Raw genomic sequence first — 16,524 nt, forward strand, 5'->3', positions numbered from 1 at the left:
AGATTGCGCAGGAAGGAGTTGCCGCATGACCAAAGCCTTACGCCGCCCAGATCCGCTTGTTTGGGGACACGGCCCCCGCAGCCTCGAAATCTTCCTGGAGCCCACCTGCCCCTTCTCCGTGCGTGCACTCAACAAGCTGGATGAGTTGCTCGCGAAGGCAGGTTCGGATCAGATCTCGGTGAAGCTCCGCATGCACTCGCAGCCCTGGCACATGTACTCCGGCGTCATCGTGCGGGCGATCCTCGCGGCATCCACCCTGGATGGCGGTAAGGAAGACGCGAAGCGTGCGATGCAGGCGGTCGGCGCACACCGCGAGGAGTTCGAGTTTGAGAAGCATTGCTGTGGCCCGAACATGGATGCGACGCCAAATCAGATCGTTGAGCGCATCGAGCAGTACAGCGGCTTAGCGCTGGCGGAGGCATTCGCCGTTCCCGAGTTGCAGGCCGAGGTGAAATGGCACGCCAAGTATGCGCGACAGAACGGCATCCATGTCTCGCCGACCTTCATGATCGACGGTCTGGTGCAGTCCGATATGAGCAGCGGCGATCCAGTGGAATCCTGGGTGAAGAAGCTATTGGGATAGAAGTGCCACCGTGCGTCGTGGCTCCTGTCGAGCTTCGGCGTAGGCCGACCGGATAGCACCTGCCAGCCTGCCGCGATCCGGGTAGCGTGGGGCCATGGCAGTGGAGACCGCTTCGACGGTCTGATCGAGGCTGTGGCCGGCTCGCTTCTCGGCGGCGACACGCTCGCGGATCTCGACCAGATAGACGCGGTACCCGGCAATGAAGCGCGCGTCGCCGATGGGACCGTGGCTTGGGACGATGACATTCGGCCCAAGCGCTACGAGCCGGTCGAGGCTCGACAGCCAGTGGTTCACACTCGAGTAGGGGCTGGCGAAGGATGGCTGAGCCCTCATGGCCACGTCTCCGGAAAACAGGACGCGATCCGGCATCACCCAGACGGCAGTGTCGCCGCGCGTGTGATTCGGGCCGAGAGCCAGGATTCGGGCGTGCACGCCACCGAGTTCCAGATTGTAGTCACGCTCAAACGCGACGTCGGCCGCGCGGAACCGGGCTCCCTCGAGCAGGGCCGCCATCTCGGGCGAGCGCGCCGCAAAGACGCCCGCCAGGCTCATCCCGAACTCGGCGATGTCGGTTGTCTGGTCGGCCGAACGGATCAGTCGGGTCGTAGCAGGGAAAGCTTGCGCCCCGAGATCATGCTCAGGATGAACATGCGTCGTGACCAAGTACATCCCGCGCTGCCCGCCCAGACGACGAGCCACCGCGGCCACAGCCTCCCCATTGCGCGGTCCAAGCCCGGTGTCGATCACGAGGATGCCCGTCTCACCGACAACGAAGCCGACATTGGGGACCACCGGCACGTCGCCATCAGGGATGACCTGAACATGGGTGGAGACGCTGCGCAGTCCCTCCGGACGGACTAGTGGCGTCGCCGGCTGCGACCGCGCTACCTGCGGCGCACAAAAGGGGATTGCCAATGCCGCGATGATGCCTCGGCGGCGGATGCGCATGCCGTCCTCCATCGGACCCGTCGTCAGCCTAGGGGATCGGATGGCTGCCCCGCAATTTGAAGAGGTTAGTTGCCTGTAGCTCGCGAATTCCCGCTGCACCTCGGGGCGGAACCGTCGCGCGGATTGCGAACAAAACAGGAAACTGGGAGACTTGTGGGTGCTATGCCCCGATTCACCCGATGAATGCCGCCTACCTCGAACGGTTGAATGCCGACCAGCGCCGCGCGGTGGAGTATGGGGTGAACGTGGCCGGCCGGCCTTCCGCCCCGCTATTGGTCATCGCAGGTGCTGGCTCCGGCAAGACCAACACCATCGCCCATCGCGTGGCGCATCTGCTGATGAATGGTGCCGATCCGGACCGCATCCTGCTGATGACCTTTTCGCGCCGAGCGGCAAGCGATCTTATGCGTCGCGCTGAGGCAATTTGCAGACATGCGATGGGCGAACGCGCCGGCATTTTGGCGGCGGGGCTGCCCTGGGCCGGGACCTTCCACAGCATCGGCGTGCGACTGCTGCGCGACGCCGCGGAGCAGATCGGCCTGGCGCCGGACTTTTCGATCCACGACCGTCAGGACTCAGCGGACTTGATGAATCTGGTCCGCGACGAGCTGGGCTACTCCCGCACGGAGCGCAGGTTCCCCGCCAAGACGACCTGCCTGGATATCTATTCCCGCGCCGTGAACAGCGGTTCCGCCCTGCCAGATATCCTCAACGACGCCTTCCCTTGGTGTGCGTCATGGGAAGACGAGTTGCGTACGCTGTTCGTTGGCTATGTCGAGGCCAAGCAGGCGCAGCGTGTCCTCGATTTCGACGATTTGCTTCTCTACTGGGCACAGATGCTGACGGATCCCGGCCTTGGGAAGGACATTGGCGGCCGCTTCGACCACGTGCTGGTCGACGAATACCAGGATACCAACCGACTGCAGGCGCGCATCCTACAGAGCATGAAACCCGACGGCCATGGTCTGACCGTGGTGGGCGACGATGCGCAGTCGATCTATGCGTTTCGCTCCGCGACAGTGCGCAACATCCTGGATTTCCCGAAGGCGTTCGATCCTCCGGCGGCGGTCATCACACTCGATCGCAACTACCGGTCCACGAAGCCGATCCTCGATGCCGCAAACGCCGTCATCGGCTTTGCGAAGGAGCGATTCACAAAGAACCTCTGGACGGACCGCGAAGGAACACAGCGACCACATCTTGTCACTGTGCACGACGACATGGAGCAGGCGCGCCTCATCGCAACCCGCGTTCTCGAGAACCGGGAGGCTGGCGCGACGCTGAAGCAGCAGGCCGTGCTGTTCCGTACAGCGAGCCACAGCGCTGTGCTTGAAGTGGAGCTCACGAGGCGGCGCATTCCCTTCGTGAAGTTCGGTGGACTGAAATTCCTCGACAGCGCGCATGTAAAGGATGTCCTGGCGCTGCTGCGCTTTGCGCAGAACCCGCGCGACCTCGTCGCCGGGTTTCGCGTCATGCTGCTCGTACCCGGCGCAGGGCCGGCGACGGCGCGCCGCGCGCTGGATTCCATGGCAGCAGAGGTTGACCCGATTGCAGCCCTGGACCGCCTTCCTGTGCCTCCACGACTTGGAGCAGAGTGGACCGGCTTGGTCGCATTGCTGGCTGCGCTTCGCGGTGGCGCGGCCGGATGGCCGGCGCAGCTCGAGCATGTCCGGAACTGGTATGAGCCGATCCTGCTGCGGCTGCATGACGACGCCTCAACGCGCGTTGCCGACCTGCTTCAGCTTCAGGGCATCGCCGCGGGATACCCCTCACGGGAGCGCTTTCTGACGGAGTTGACGTTGGACCCACCCTCGGCGACCAGTGACGAGGCCGGGGCGCCATCGCTCGACAACGACTATCTGATCCTCTCGACGATCCATTCAGCGAAGGGGCAGGAATGGCGATCAGTGTTCGTGCTGAACGCCGTGGATGGCTGCATCCCATCGGATCTCGGCACCGGGACCACGGCAGCCATCGAGGAAGAGCGCCGACTGCTCTACGTCGCTATGACGCGCGCGAAGGACGACCTCTATCTGATCCTGCCGCAGCGCTTCTATACGCATGGGCAGCGCGCCAAGGGCGACCGACACGTCTACGCCTCCCGGACTCGCTTCATTCCCCGCGAGATACTCGATCACTTCGACTATGTGAACTGGCCGGGACACCGAGGGAGCGAGCCGACAAACGGTATGCCTGCCGGCCCGCGCGTCGACATTGCTGCTCAGATGAGGGGCATGTGGCGCTGAAGCGTATCCCTCCGGCGAAGGCCGCCTTCCGATGAGGTGCTGAAGCTGTCTTCTGCTTCTACGGGCGTTCTTTCGATCGCCGTTAAGGGCAGAGGGCGTGTGGCTGGATGGAGATCATCACCGGTGTTGAGCGGCGGCGGCGCTGGCGGGCGGAGGACAAGTATCGGATTTTGGCCGAGCTCGACGAGCCTGGGGTGAAGTTCGTCGACGTTGCACGTCGGCACGATGTGAGCCGGGGGCTACTCTGGCAATGGCGGGACGCGCAGCGGCGCGGCAGGCTCGTGGCGGAGGCACCGACGTTCGTGCCGCTGCATGTCATGCCGGCGCTGCCCGAACCGCAGACGCAGGCTGTCGCGCCGATGACGCCCACGCCCCCGGCCGATCCGGACGGTTCGCCGGACCAGCGTATCGAGATCGCGCTGCCGGACGGCACCGTGGTGCGGGTCACGGAGGGGATCGGCACGGCAGCACTGCGCCGCGTGCTGTCGGTGCTGCGCGGATGATCCCGGTTCCCTCGGGTGTGCGGGTCTGGCTGGCGGTCGGGCACACCGATATGCGACGCGGCATGAACGGCCTGGCGCTGCAAGTGCAGCAGGCGCTCGGGCGTGATCCCTATGCCGGTGACCTCTACGTCTTTCGTGGTCGCCGCGGCGACCTGGTCAAGATCGTCTGGCACGACGGGCTCGGCATGTCGCTCTATGCGAAGCGGCTGGAGAAAGGCCGGTTCATCTGGCCCTCGCCGGCCGATGGATCGGTGGCGATATCGGGCTCTCAGCTGGCCTATATGCTCGATGGTATCGACTGGCGGAACCCGCAGCGCACCTGGCGACCGGAAGTCGCGGGATAGGTCAGCGCGGCAGCGAAATTCGGCTACCCGCCGCAGGCAGGGTGTGATTCGATCCCCGGCGTGATGCCCGCGCCGGACAGCACTCCCGACGATGTCGAAGCCCTGCGCGCTGCGCTTGTGGCCGAGCAGTCGGCCCGCCGCGAGGCCGAGGCGCGCGCGTCCGGCGCCGAGGCGATGGTGGCGCACCTCAGGCTGCTGATCGCCAAGCTCAAGCATGACCGGTTCGGTGCCTCCTCGGAGCGCGGCCGCAAGTTGATCGACCAGTTGGAGTTGGAACTCGACGAGCTGGTCACCGCCGCCAGCGAGGATGCCACCAGGGCGGAGGAGACGGCCAACAAGGGCAGCGCCGGAGGTCAACCGAACCAGCCTGCGCGCCGTCAGCCGGTGCGTGCACCGCTGCCGGCGCATTTGCCGCGCGAGCGGGTGGTGATCGCTGCGCCGGCTGCCTGTCCGTGCTGCGGCGGGACGCTCTCCAAGCTGGGCGAGGACATCACCGAGACGCTGGAGGTGGTGCCGCGCCAGTGGAAGGTGGTCCAGACCGTGCGGGAACGGTTCTCCTGCCGATCCTGCGAGACCATCACCCAGCCGCCTGCGCCGTTCCACCCGATCGCGCGCGGCCGCGCCGGGCCGAACCTGCTGGCAATGATCCTGGAGGCCAAGTTCGGCCAGCACCTGCCGCTGAACCGCCAGAGCGAGACCTGCGGCCGCGAGGGCGTCGATCTCAGCGTCTCGACGCTCGCCGACTGGGTCGGTATCTGCACGGCGATGCTGGCGCCGCTGGGGAGGCTGATCGACGCGCATGTCCTGGCCGCCGAACGTCTGCACGGCGACGACACCACGGTGCCGATGATGGCGAAGGACAGGACGGTCACGGCCCGCCTCTGGACCTATGTGCGGGCTGATCGGCCATTCGTCACGCCGATCTGGCCAAGGCGATGGACTACATGCTGAAGCGCTGGGACGCGTTCACCCGGTTCCTAGGCGACGGTCGCATCTGCCTGACGAACAACGCGGCCGAACGCGCCCTGCGCGGCATCGCCCTGGGGCGAAAGTCATGGCTGTTCGCCGGTTCCGATCACGGTGGTAAACGCGCCGCCGCGATGTACTCGCTCATCATCACCGCGAAGCTCAACGACGTCGATCCTCGTGCGTGGCTTGCCGACGTCATCGCCCGCATCGCCGACCACCCGACATCGCGTCTGCACGAGTTGCTGCCCTGGAACTGGAAGGCCGCCCAAGCCGTCCACGCCGTCGCCGCCTGATCCTACCAACCCGCGGCCATCACCGGACGGATACGGAGATCCGCACCGCCAATGCCAGCAAGCTAGGAGAGACGCCGTGAAGGTGGGGGCGACCGACACCGTCATCTCCCGCCGAGCCGATTCCTCGGCAATGTAGCCCGTACGGCGCTCCCGACCGGTGATGTGCCCGGTCGAAATGGGCTGCGCTGTATCTGACGCCCGGCTCGCGCAGAAAAGCCGTGACCTGGGCGATCGAGGAGAAGGACTACTCGCAGCGGCGCGCCAACTCGTCGGCATGGCGGCGAAGACCTATCGCTACGTCTCGCGGCGCCCTGACGATGGCGAGGTCGCGTTCGGCTGCGAGCCCTGGCGAATGAACGCCGGCGTTTTGGCTACCGGCGCCTGCACATCCTCCTGGTGCGGGAGGGACACCGGCTGCACCACAAGACGCTGTTCCGCCTGTACGGGGCGGAACGCCTTGGCATGTGCCGACGCGGCGGGGGCAAGCGAGCACTCGGCACGCGGGCGCCGATTGCGCTGCCGCAGGCGATGAAGCAGCGCTGGTCGCTGGACTTCATCTCCGATGCACTGGCCTGCCGGCGGCTGTTCCGCGTGCTGGCGGTGGTGGACGACTTCACCCACGAGTGCCTGGCGCTGGCGGCGAATACCTCGCTGTCGGGGTTGCGCGCCGGGCGGGCACTCGATCGGATTGTGGCGCCACGCGGCCGTCCGGCGGTGATCGTCAGCGACAATGGCACCGACCGGACCTCGCACGCGATGCTGCGCTGGCAACGGGAGCGTGGCGTCAGCTGTGCCACTACAACGACCCGCGCAAGCCGCACAGAACGGGCTCGTCGAGAGCTACAACAGCCGGTTCCGCGACGAATGCCCCAACGAGCTCCTGCTCGGCAGCCTGCCCCCAGCGTGCCGGATTATTGAAGCCTGGAGGAGCCACTGCAATACGCCCCCCCCACGTACACACAGCCTCAACGGGCTCACCCCCAGCAGCCTTCGTCGCCCGCCCCGTATCGAGGGAACTTTAGAGCAGGCGCCGCTCATGAACGATGGCTGGGAGGCACGGTCACAACAGATTCAGCACGCCCATCCGCCGCCTTCAAAAGGCAGCTTTAGGTTATCGCGGTCAACGCAGGGAGGCCAATAACGTGGGATGCAACGACAGCTTAACGTTTGGATTTGAACCAATAATGGAGGCAAGATACTGCCGCTTGTATCCGCAATCAAAAATATATTTCGGCTCGCCTGCGTCGTCGACGCCAAGACTTCCGTTCCAAATCATAACATTAATCAGTTTTTCAATTAAATCGGGATTGCTTAGCTTGCGACCTGAGATGTATCGCAATTTATCGGGCGTTAAGTCTGCGCTGTTTTGTAGAATAGTGAATAGTAGGTCGGTAGCAGTGGGGACAAGATCCGAAATCTCCCGATCAAGATCCTCCAGAACCTGCCAGCCGAGTTCCTTGATGGCGGCGGTGTAGTCCTCAGCTGCTATCTGTGACCGCCTAAATGTGATGGCTCTTCGGCGGGCGATCTCAAAAAGGCGAATTAGATACCGCGGCCGCATAAGGCTTCCATCGACAAGGAAGTCGAGGACGGGCTTTCCGTCCACCGCCTGTACTGAACTCTGGGTCCACACCGAACTCCACGGACGATCGAGCGTAGTCACACTAGCTCGTAGTCTCTGCTCAAATAGCGCCTTTAGGAGTTCCCTGTCTGACCACTCCAAGCTTTGGACCGCCAACTTGCCGTAGTCGGCCATCCCTCGGATGAGAAACTCATAGACATCACTCCGAACGAAAATTCCCCACCGAAATTCGAGGCTGCGTCGAGCGAACTTGCGAGTAATCTCCTGCATGGACTCGATCAGTCCGACAATGATCAGCGCATCACTTTCGTCGAAGCCGCCGGGAGTCCAAAATCTATCTAGGTTATCAAATAAGAATAAGACGATTCCTTTGATGCGAAGATATTCCAGGACGGCTTCACGCATCTGTCGAACATCCTGCCCATAAACAATCTCCAAGACTTTCGACGAATCGAGGCGAGTTAGATCGTCATGATTCTTTTCAAACCGTTCTTGCATGTTCTCCGACAGGCGCGTCAATCTCTCGGAAAAATCGCCCAACCCAGTATCCACCCTGCCGCGAAACAACTCTTCAAGCGTCCTGTACTGGACCAGAAGCTTTGGGTCGCGTGCGGCTCTCTTCTCATCCTTTTCTAGCAGTTTATAGGCAATCTCAAGCCACAATACATACTCCCAAAAAGCGGCCACAAGTTCCTTTCGAGAACCTAGGGAGATTTTTTCTAGTATTACCTCCTTCATTTTGATTAGCTGATGTCCATCCGGAATTAAGTCGATGACAATATTCTCTCTTATTGCTCTGGTCCGATCGCGAACCTGTAGGAAGACGGCTGTTTTGCCGCTGCCTTTTCTTCCAACTAATACATTAACTTGTCCCTCCAATGCCTTTCGATAACCATCTGTTTCAAGGAAGATCGTTGACAGCGCGGCGGCTTCGTTTTCAGCGACTGGGTCGCCGCAGTGCAAATGTTCTAGCAGATTCGTCAGCACCGGCCGAAACTGGACGTACTCCGACTGCAGATCGGCAACATTGTCTCGGAAGGTGGCGACAAGTTTATCAAGATCTTCCAATCGCCCCCAGCGACTTGCATGGTCATGCAAATCGAGTGGGAGATGATCCTTTTCATGTGCGATGAGCAACGCAGGAAGACCAACACCTCGCGCTAAGCCAAAAAGGAAGGACGCGCGCTGATTACTTCGCGTGGCCTCCTGCGTATTGCCGTCAACCCAAAACACGACAATACCAAACGATGATAGCGCCTGCTCGTACGCCTCACTTGCATTGAGACGGCTAATTTCGGATGGGCTAAAGCTTCTGAATCGGACGCGCGCAATCTTCTTAATCGAACTAATAAAACGAAGTGACCAATCATTCGGCTTTGGTGGCTGCAAAATAAATACGGGTTGGTCTTTATTTTTGTCTATCTCCGGCCATTTGGTCAAATCATCCGTTTTCTTTAGTATTTTGCACAATGCTGTAGAAAAATCATATGAATCATGGCCCAATGTATCAAGTAGTCCGACGCTCTTTACCTCCTTCAAATCGAAATGTGTAGAGCGTACTAGCCTGACTGGTTTCTTTTGGCCAAGGGCGTAGCCGATTTCATACGTAACGTTATCATTTACAATAGATATATCGCCTACGAAAGCGTCCGCGGTCTCAATCCATTCCTCCACCGACTTGGCGATTGGACGGCCGGAGGTATCAAGACCCGACCACGGCGTGACCCGCCTATCTGGAGTGGTTGCATCCCGACATGCCTCCTCTATCAAGTCCTTATGGTATTCGTTTCCGGAGGCGTAAGCGACGAAGACCGAGGACATGCGGTGCTCGTTTCCTGACGAATCGTGATCGTTGCATCTCCTTATGCACACTTTTGGCGATCAGAAGAACCGTCGCTCAAGAATGCGGGCTTTCCCGAGCGTGGCGCGGGCGAAGCCAAACGCCAGGATCGCCGCGCCACTCTTCAGCGTTTGCTAGGATGAGAGGTTGTCATGCGCACCGCCCGCCACAGCGTCGAATGATCGACGCCGAGCAGCACCGCCATCCCCGCCGCGGTTTCCATCTGGCTGGCAAATAGCCGCGCATGCGCTACCTGCTTGGGCGATAGCTTCCTCGGCCGACCGGAGCGCTTGCTCCACTTTCGTCGCCGCGATGCTGGCGGTGACGCCCTCCACGACCAGCGATCGCTCGAATTCGGCCACCCCAAGCCGTTGGCGACAGTCGGGCCGGCGGCGCAGAACCAAGAGGTTCCTGCGATCGCTTGAGGCAGACCTCGGCGGCGGAATGAAGAGGCAATTGCTATATTGTTGCGGGGGTTCCTGAGGGGGTTATCCTCGGAGCTCCAATCAGAAATGGCCGATTTCTACCATTTCAGCGCCATTCTTGGCGTCCCCTACGGGATTCGAACCCGTGTCGCCGCCGTGAAAGGGCGGTGTCCTAGGCCTCTAGACGAAGGGGACCGGCCGTAGGCGCGGGTTAAAGCGCGTCACCTCCACGGTCAATAGGCCAAACGCATTCAGGCGGGCGCCGCGTCGATCACTTGCAGTGAAACCGTGGTCTGCCCGTTCCATTGTTCCGCCCGCAGATGCCCGCACAGGTGCATCGGCACCCGGTCCTGCGCCAGCAGCGCCTGCGCCAGCGGCCCGTCCTTGGCGCGGAAGCAGATCGTCTTCAGGCGGCCGCCATCCTCGCCCTCCACGATGGCGCGCACGGTCGCGCCATCCTTGCCAACACGATCCGCCTTCACCACGCGCGCCCGCTGCACGACGAAGATCGGCTCCTCATTGCCCGGCCCGAAGGGTGCAAGCCGCGCCACCTCCTGCGCCAGTTCAGGCTGCGCCGCGACGACGTTCAACGCACCCTCGACCAGCAGGTCGGCCGCGGCCGGCAGAAGTGCCGCATGGCGCAGGCGTTCCTCGAGGAACGCGTGAATCTCTGCCTCGCGCCCCGCGCGGAAGGAAAAGCCTGCCGCCATGGCGTGGCCGCCGCCCGTCTCCAGCAGCCCGGCCTGCCGCGCCGCGATAACAGCGGAACCGAGGTCCACGCCAGGCACTGAACGGCCGGATCCCTTGGCCAGGCCCTCCGCCACGCCCGCAACGCAGGCAGGGCGGTTGAAGCGTTCCTTCATCCGGCCCGCAACGATGCCAACCACACCCGGATGCCAGCCCTCCGCGACCAACAGCAGCACGGCGCGACCGTCCTCGGCCTGGCGCTCGGCCATGGCATGGGCCGCGGCGAGCACCTCGCCTTCCACCTCCTGCCGCCGCTTGTTCACGGTATCGAGCTTCTCCGCCATGGCGCGCGCCTCGACCGCGTCCTCGCACAGCAGAAGCCGCAGCCCGAGATCAGGCTCCCCGATTCGGCCCGACGCATTGATCCGCGGCCCCAGCAGGAAGCCGAGCGTATGCGCCGAAGGCGCATCCCGCGCGCCCGTTACGTCCAGTAGCGCCGCGATGCCCGCCCTGCCCCGCCGCGCCATCACCTTCAGCCCCTGCGCGACCAGCGCGCGGTTGAAGCCGGTCAGCGGCATCACGTCGCAGACCGTCGCCAGTGCAACGAGGTCAAGCAGACCCAGCAGATCCGGTTCCGACCGCCGCGTGAACCAGCCGGCGCGACGCAGGGCACGAATCGTTGCCACGCCGGCCAGGAAAGCAACGGCGGCGGCACAGACATGATGCAGCCCGGACCCGCAATCGAGCCGGTTCGGATTCACCGCCGCCAGGATCCGCGGCACCGGCCCTTCCGCCTTGTGGTGGTCCAGGACCACGATATCGGCGCGCCCCTCGGCGACGGCCAGTGCCTCCGCGGCCGCGATGCCGCAATCGACGCAGACGATCAGCGTCGCGCCGCGATCGCACAGCGATGCGATCGCCGGCCCATTGGGGCCGTAGCCTTCCTTCAGCCTGTCGGGGACATAGGGCGTCACCTCGCAGCCGAGGTCGCGCAGCAACCGCGACATCAGCGCACCGGCGCAGGCGCCATCGACGTCGTAGTCGCCGAACACCGCCACATGCTCCCCGCTGCGCACGGCGGCGGCGATGCGGTCCGCCGCGGCATCCATGTCCATCAGCGCCGAGGGATCAGGCATCAGCGCCCGCAGCGTCGGATCAAGGTAGTCCGCTGCGACATCCAGCCCAACACCGCGCGCGGCAAGCAGCCTGCCTACCATCTCCGGCAGGCCGAGCCGCTGCGCGATGCCAAGGCCCGTGCGCGCATCCGCCGGCCGCCAGATCCAGCGGCGGCCGGTCACGCTGCGCGCGACACCAAGGACCGGGGCGTCGAGGGCCGTCCCGTCCATCACGGGCCTCAGGCCACGAAAGCGGAGGGCTTGAGGGCGAAGTTGTGATGCCCTTCCACGTACCGGACCGTGCCGGACTTCGAGCGCATGACGATCGAATGCGTATAGGCACCGCCGGGGAAACGCCGCACCCCGCGCAGCATCGCGCCAGAGGTCACGCCCGTCGCGGCGAACATCACGTCGCCACGCGCCATGTCCTCGATGCCGTAGATGCGCTTCGGATCGGTGACGCCCATCGTCGCGGCGCGGGCGACCTGCTCGTCATTCTCGAACATCAGGCGGCCCTGCATCTGCCCGCCGATGCAACGCAGCGCGGCGGCCGCCAGAACACCTTCCGGCGCACCGCCGGAACCCATGTAGATGTCGATGCCCGCATCGCGCTGGCTGACATTGATCACGCCGGCAACGTCGCCGTCACCAATCAGCGTGATGCGCGCACCTGCGGCGCGGCACGCCTTGATCATCTCCTTGTGGCGATCGCGATCGAGCGTGCAGACCATCAGGTCGCTGATCGAGCACTGCTTCGCCTTGGCGAGTTCGCGCAGATTCTCTTCCGGCGAAGCGTCGAGATTCACCACGCCCAACGGCAGGCCGGGCCCGACCGCGATCTTGTCCATGTAGATATCGGGCGCGTGCAGGAAGTTGCCCTTCTCGGCAAGCGCGACCGTCGCGATGGCGTTCGGCCCGCCCTTCGCGGTGATCGAGGTGCCCTCGAGCGGATCGACCGCGATGTCGACCTCCGGCCCGCCGCCGGCCCTGGCGTAGAGTCCGACCTTCTCGCCGATGTAGAGCATCGGCGCCTCGTCCATCTCGCCCTCACCAATCACGACGGTGCCGGTGATGGCGACGGTGTCGAAGGCCTTGCGCATCGCCTCGACCGCCGCGCCGTCGGCGGCGTTCTTGTCGCCGCGGCCGATCCAGCGGGAGGCGGCGAGCGCCGCGGCCTCCGTCACCCGCACCAGTTCCAGCGCCAGGTTGCGGTCGACAACCACACCCGGCTCGGGGGTCGCACCCGCCATGGACTATCCTCCGAATCGAAACACCCGGGCAGGCTTACCCGCCTCCCCTGATGTCCCATACTCGGAATCTTGCTCCGCGTCAGCGCAGCGAGAGCAGCGGCGCCCCCGACCGGCAGGCCTCGGCGGCCGGCGGCCCGGGCACGAGCTCCACCCGGAAGGCGGTGCAGCCTGGCCCGTGCACCGCACCTTCCATCCGCCCGCCTTCGACGGAGACCGACCCTTCGAGGCCGACCATGAGGTAGTTCGCCGGCCGCAAGACCCAGCGCAATGGCCGCAGCACCGTCCGGCCCGTGGCGGCTTCGAAGCGCCCCTCCATCTCGAAGCAGCCGGTCGGCACGCCGGGATTGTCCGACGCTGCCTCGAAATGGAACAGCGCGGCGAACGTCCCGACCTTGCGCGGTTCGATAGTCAGCGCCAGGGCCGTATTGCCCTGGTTGCAGTGATATGCGCCACGCCAGGTGCCGCGCAGCCCCTCCTGCGCCGCAGCGGGTGCCGCGAGCAGGACCAGCAGCGCGGCGAGGCGAGTCACAACGCCTCGATGCGGATCAGCGCCGGCTTCTCCACCACTGCATCGAGTGCTGCGATCCGCGCCAGCGCGGCGCGCACGGATGCCTCGCTCGTCTCGTGCGTGGTCAACACCACCGGCACCGCCTCGCCCGGCGCGCGGCCGCGCTGGAGCATGGACTCGAGGCTGATGGCACTGTCGCGTAGCACGCCCGTCACATCTGCGATCACGCCCGGCCGATCCACCACCATCAGTCGCAGGTAATAGGCGCCGGTGTGGCGGTCCATCGGCAGCGAGGCTTCCGGCTTCAGCGCCGCCGAACCCGCCCCCCAGACCGGGGTGAAGCGCCCGCGCGCGATGTCGATCAGGTCCGCCACCACGGCCGAGGCGGTCGGCCCTGCCCCCGCCCCGCGGCCTTCCATCATCACGCGCCCGACGAAGTCACCTTCCGCGACCACGGCGTTGAACACGCCGTCCACGCGCGCGATCGGCGCATGCACGGGCACCATACAGGGATGCACGCGCGTCGAGATGCCGCCTTCCTCACGTTTGGCGATGCCAAGCAGCTTGATGCGATAGCCCAGTTCCTCAGCCAGCGAGATGTCGAGCGCCGACACCTCGCGGATGCCCTCCACATGCACCGCGGAGAAATCGACCGGCCGACCGAAGGCGAGTGCCGCAAGGATGGCGAGCTTGTGCGCCGCATCAATGCCGTCGATGTCGAACGACGGATCGGCCTCGGCATAGCCAAGCTTCTGCGCTTCGCTCAGCACCTCGGCGAATTCGCGCCGCTCGGTGCGCATCGTCGTCAGGATGTAGTTGCAGGTGCCGTTCAGGATGCCGGCGACGCGCTGGATGCGGTTCGCGGCCAGGCCTTCGCGGACCGCCTTGATCGCGGGGATGCCGCCGGCGACCGAGGCCTCGAAGGCGAGAGCAACACCCTTGGCCTCCGCCGCCTGCGCGAGTGCAGCCCCGTGCACGGCCAGCAGCGCCTTGTTCGCCGTCACGACATGCTTGCCCGCGGCGATGGCGGCTTCCACCAGCGCCTTGGCCGGACCGTCCGAGCCGCCGATGCACTCGACGACAACCTCGACCTGCGGATCGGCCGCGAGCGCCACGGGATCATCGTACCAGCGCAGCCCGGCGACCGGGATGCCGCGATCACGCGACCGGTCGCGCGCCGAAACGGCGGTAACGGCGATCGGCCGCCCCGCACGCGCGGCGATCATCTCGGCATTGGCACGCAGCAGGTTCACCGTGCCGGCGCCGACCGTGCCGAGGCCGGCGACGGCAATCGCGAGCGGGCGCGTCATGCCCCGATCCTCCACGCCGAACCGTCGCCGTGTCGTTTGATCGCCATCGCGCCCATCACTTGTCCTCGTAGCCGTCCGACGAATTGAACTTCGCGCCCTCGGCCAGCACGCCGGCGCCGGGCACGTGATTGACCTCAAGCCGGATGCCGTCGGGATCCTCGAACAGCACCGAATAATAGCCTGGCGCCCAGCTGCTCTCGACGGGGGCGCGGATGATCGTCGCGCCGATCTCGCGCAGCAGTGCGGCGACGCGGTCAACATCCTCCCGCGTGCGGGCGCGCAGGCACAGATGGTGCAGCCCGACGCGGCCCTGATCGAAACGCTCCCCCGCGTGGGCGGGGTCGCAGGGTTCGATGCCGATCGCGGTCCGTGCACCGACGCAGTAAAAGAATTTCGGCCCGTCGAAGACCGGCTTCATGCCGAGCCGCGGCAGCAGCCTGGCGTAGAAGGCGCGGCATTCGGCGAAGCGGCTGACCGTCAGCACGACATGCGCCATGCCGTTGATGCCGATCTCCATGCCGCTTCCCTCCTCTCTGCAGTGGCGGCGCGCCGTCAGGCGGCGCCGGCCGTCACGTCGCTTTCCGCCGGCGCGGCATTGTCGCCGGCCAGGAAGGTCCGGATGCCCCGCAGCGCCTGGCGGATGCGGTGGTTGTTCTCGACCAGCGCGATGCGGACATGCTCGTCGCCATGCTCGCCGAAGCCAAGGCCGGGTGCCACCGCGACCTTCGCCTTCTCCAGCAGCAGCTTCGAGAAACCGACCGAGCCCAGATGGCGGAAGCGCTCAGGGATCGGCGCCCACAGGAACATCGACGCCTCCGGCGCCAGCACATCCCAGCCCGCGGCCTTGAGGCCCTTCACCAGAACCTCGCGCCGATCCTTGTAGAGGACACGCATCTCCTCGATGCAGTCCTGCGGACCATTCAGCGCGGCGGTCGCCGCCACCTGGATCGGCGTGAAGGCGCCGTAGTCGAGGTAGGACTTCACCCGCGCGAGTGCGGCGATCAGCCGCGGATTGCCCGCCGCGAAGCCCATCCGCCAGCCCGGCATGTTGTAGGTCTTGGACATCGAGGTGAACTCCACCGTGATATCCTTCGCCCCCGGCACTTCCAGCACCGACGGCGGTGGCGTGTCGCCGAAATACAACTCCGCATAGGCAAGGTCGGAGAGGATGAAGAGTTCGTGCCTGCGGCACAGCGCCACGAGCTCGCGATAGAACTCGATGCTGGCCACCAGCGCCGTCGGGTTGGACGGGAAGTTGACGATCACCGCGGTCGGCTTCGGCACGGAATGCCGCACGGCGCGGTCGATCGCCGACAGCATCGAATCATCCGGCGTGTACGGGATGCTCCGCACCGAGGCGCCAGCGATGATGAAGCCGAACTGGTGGATCGGATAGGACGGGTTCGGCACCAGGATGGTGTCGCCCGGGCTCGCGATGGCCTGGGCCAGGTTCGCCAGCCCTTCCTTGGATCCAAGGGTGGCGACGACTTCGTTCTCCGGGTCCAGCTTCACGCCGAAGCGGCGCGCATAGTACCCGGCGAGCGCCTTGCGCAGCCCCGGAATGCCCTTGGACTGCGAATAGCGATGCGTGCGCGGGTCCTGCACGGCCTCGATCAGCTTGGCGACGATGTGCGGCGGCGTCGGGCTGTCCGGATTGCCCATGCCGAGATCGACGATGTCCTCCGCTGCCGCGCGCGCCTTGGCCTTTGCCGCGTTCACTTCGGCGAAGACATAGGGCGGCAGGCGGCGGATGCGGTGGAAGTCCTCGGTCATGGCGGCGTTCCGTGGTGGAAGGGGCGCGACCTATAGAGCAACCGCCGCGCCCTGTGTATCGCCGCAAGCGGATCGTTGCGGTGGCGCGGCCCCTCAGCGCGTGCGGGGCGCGAGCAGGTCCGGCGAAGGCAGCGGCGGCGGCCCGGAC

General features: G+C 64.9%; 12 protein-coding genes, 1 tRNA gene and 2 pseudogenes. 6 read left to right on the plus strand and 9 right to left on the minus strand.

The genetic code is table 11. The annotated features are described in order from the left end of the window. Nucleotides 1–25: 25 nt before the first annotated feature. Nucleotides 26–583 (plus strand): DsbA family protein, encoded by a 558-nt coding sequence (locus AC2YHJ_RS18640; protein WP_487397596.1) that lies wholly within the window; start codon nucleotides 26–28, stop codon nucleotides 581–583. Here AC2YHJ_RS18640 and AC2YHJ_RS18645 read toward each other — a convergent pair. After that, nucleotides 572–1,531 carry an MBL fold metallo-hydrolase gene (locus tag AC2YHJ_RS18645; protein WP_487397597.1) on the minus strand — a complete coding sequence of 320 codons (960 nt, stop codon included), beginning with the start codon at nucleotides 1,529–1,531 and terminating at the stop codon, nucleotides 572–574. The genes AC2YHJ_RS18640 and AC2YHJ_RS18645 overlap by 12 nt on opposite strands. Nucleotides 1,532–1,710: 179 nt before the next feature. On the opposite strand from AC2YHJ_RS18645, the gene AC2YHJ_RS18650 reads away from it, so the two are divergent. The 5 genes and pseudogenes from AC2YHJ_RS18650 to AC2YHJ_RS18670 all read left to right on the plus strand — a co-directional run. Further along, entirely contained in the window at nucleotides 1,711–3,777 is a 2,067-nt protein-coding gene (locus AC2YHJ_RS18650) for an ATP-dependent helicase (protein WP_487397598.1), read from the plus strand. Between the two features lie 107 nt (nucleotides 3,778–3,884). After that, nucleotides 3,885–4,280: an IS66-like element accessory protein TnpA gene (tnpA, locus tag AC2YHJ_RS18655; protein ID WP_487397599.1), complete on the plus strand. Its 396-nt coding sequence runs from the start codon at nucleotides 3,885–3,887 to the stop codon at nucleotides 4,278–4,280. Further along, nucleotides 4,277–4,624 (plus strand): IS66 family insertion sequence element accessory protein TnpB, encoded by a 348-nt coding sequence (gene tnpB, locus AC2YHJ_RS18660; protein ID WP_487397600.1) that lies wholly within the window; start codon nucleotides 4,277–4,279, stop codon nucleotides 4,622–4,624. Before tnpA ends, tnpB begins: the two co-directional genes overlap by 4 nt. Nucleotides 4,625–4,687: 63 nt before the next feature. Continuing rightward, nucleotides 4,688–5,886: pseudogene (gene tnpC, locus AC2YHJ_RS18665) on the plus strand (IS66 family transposase). A gap of 191 nt (nucleotides 5,887–6,077) precedes the next feature. Then, a pseudogene (locus AC2YHJ_RS18670) lies at nucleotides 6,078–6,874 on the plus strand (DDE-type integrase/transposase/recombinase); the annotation flags it as partial. A 132-nt stretch (nucleotides 6,875–7,006) separates the two neighbouring features. On the opposite strand, the gene AC2YHJ_RS18675 reads toward AC2YHJ_RS18670, so the two are convergent. The 8 genes from AC2YHJ_RS18675 to AC2YHJ_RS18710 all read right to left on the minus strand — a co-directional run bounded on the left by AC2YHJ_RS18675 (nucleotide 7,007) and on the right by AC2YHJ_RS18710 (nucleotide 16,376). Further along, complete coding sequence (locus tag AC2YHJ_RS18675) at nucleotides 7,007–9,289, minus strand: P-loop ATPase, Sll1717 family (RefSeq protein WP_487397601.1); 2,283 nt, start codon at nucleotides 9,287–9,289, stop codon at nucleotides 7,007–7,009. Between the two features lie 563 nt (nucleotides 9,290–9,852). After that, a tRNA-Glu gene (locus AC2YHJ_RS18680) sits at nucleotides 9,853–9,928 on the minus strand. 56 nt (nucleotides 9,929–9,984) lie between these two features. Continuing rightward, nucleotides 9,985–11,766, minus strand: coding sequence for a single-stranded-DNA-specific exonuclease RecJ (gene recJ / locus AC2YHJ_RS18685; RefSeq protein WP_487397602.1), 1,782 nt, complete (start codon nucleotides 11,764–11,766; stop codon nucleotides 9,985–9,987). 8 nt (nucleotides 11,767–11,774) lie between these two features. Continuing rightward, nucleotides 11,775–12,785 (minus strand): class II fructose-bisphosphatase, encoded by a 1,011-nt coding sequence (glpX, locus tag AC2YHJ_RS18690; RefSeq protein WP_487397603.1) that lies wholly within the window; start codon nucleotides 12,783–12,785, stop codon nucleotides 11,775–11,777. A gap of 79 nt (nucleotides 12,786–12,864) precedes the next feature. Next, nucleotides 12,865–13,314, minus strand: a complete 450-nt coding sequence (locus tag AC2YHJ_RS18695; RefSeq protein ID WP_487397604.1) for a hypothetical protein — start codon at nucleotides 13,312–13,314, stop codon at nucleotides 12,865–12,867. Continuing rightward, nucleotides 13,311–14,603: a homoserine dehydrogenase gene (locus AC2YHJ_RS18700; RefSeq protein WP_487397605.1), complete on the minus strand. Its 1,293-nt coding sequence runs from the start codon at nucleotides 14,601–14,603 to the stop codon at nucleotides 13,311–13,313. Before AC2YHJ_RS18700 ends, AC2YHJ_RS18695 begins: the two co-directional genes overlap by 4 nt. 55 nt (nucleotides 14,604–14,658) lie before the next feature. Further along, nucleotides 14,659–15,120, minus strand: a complete 462-nt coding sequence (locus AC2YHJ_RS18705; RefSeq protein ID WP_487397606.1) for a VOC family protein — start codon at nucleotides 15,118–15,120, stop codon at nucleotides 14,659–14,661. Between the two features lie 35 nt (nucleotides 15,121–15,155). After that, nucleotides 15,156–16,376 carry an LL-diaminopimelate aminotransferase gene (locus AC2YHJ_RS18710; protein WP_487397607.1) on the minus strand — a complete coding sequence of 407 codons (1,221 nt, stop codon included), beginning with the start codon at nucleotides 16,374–16,376 and terminating at the stop codon, nucleotides 15,156–15,158. Nucleotides 16,377–16,524: the final 148 nt, after the last annotated feature.

The organism is Roseomonas sp. SRI_022, assembly GCF_057586215.1.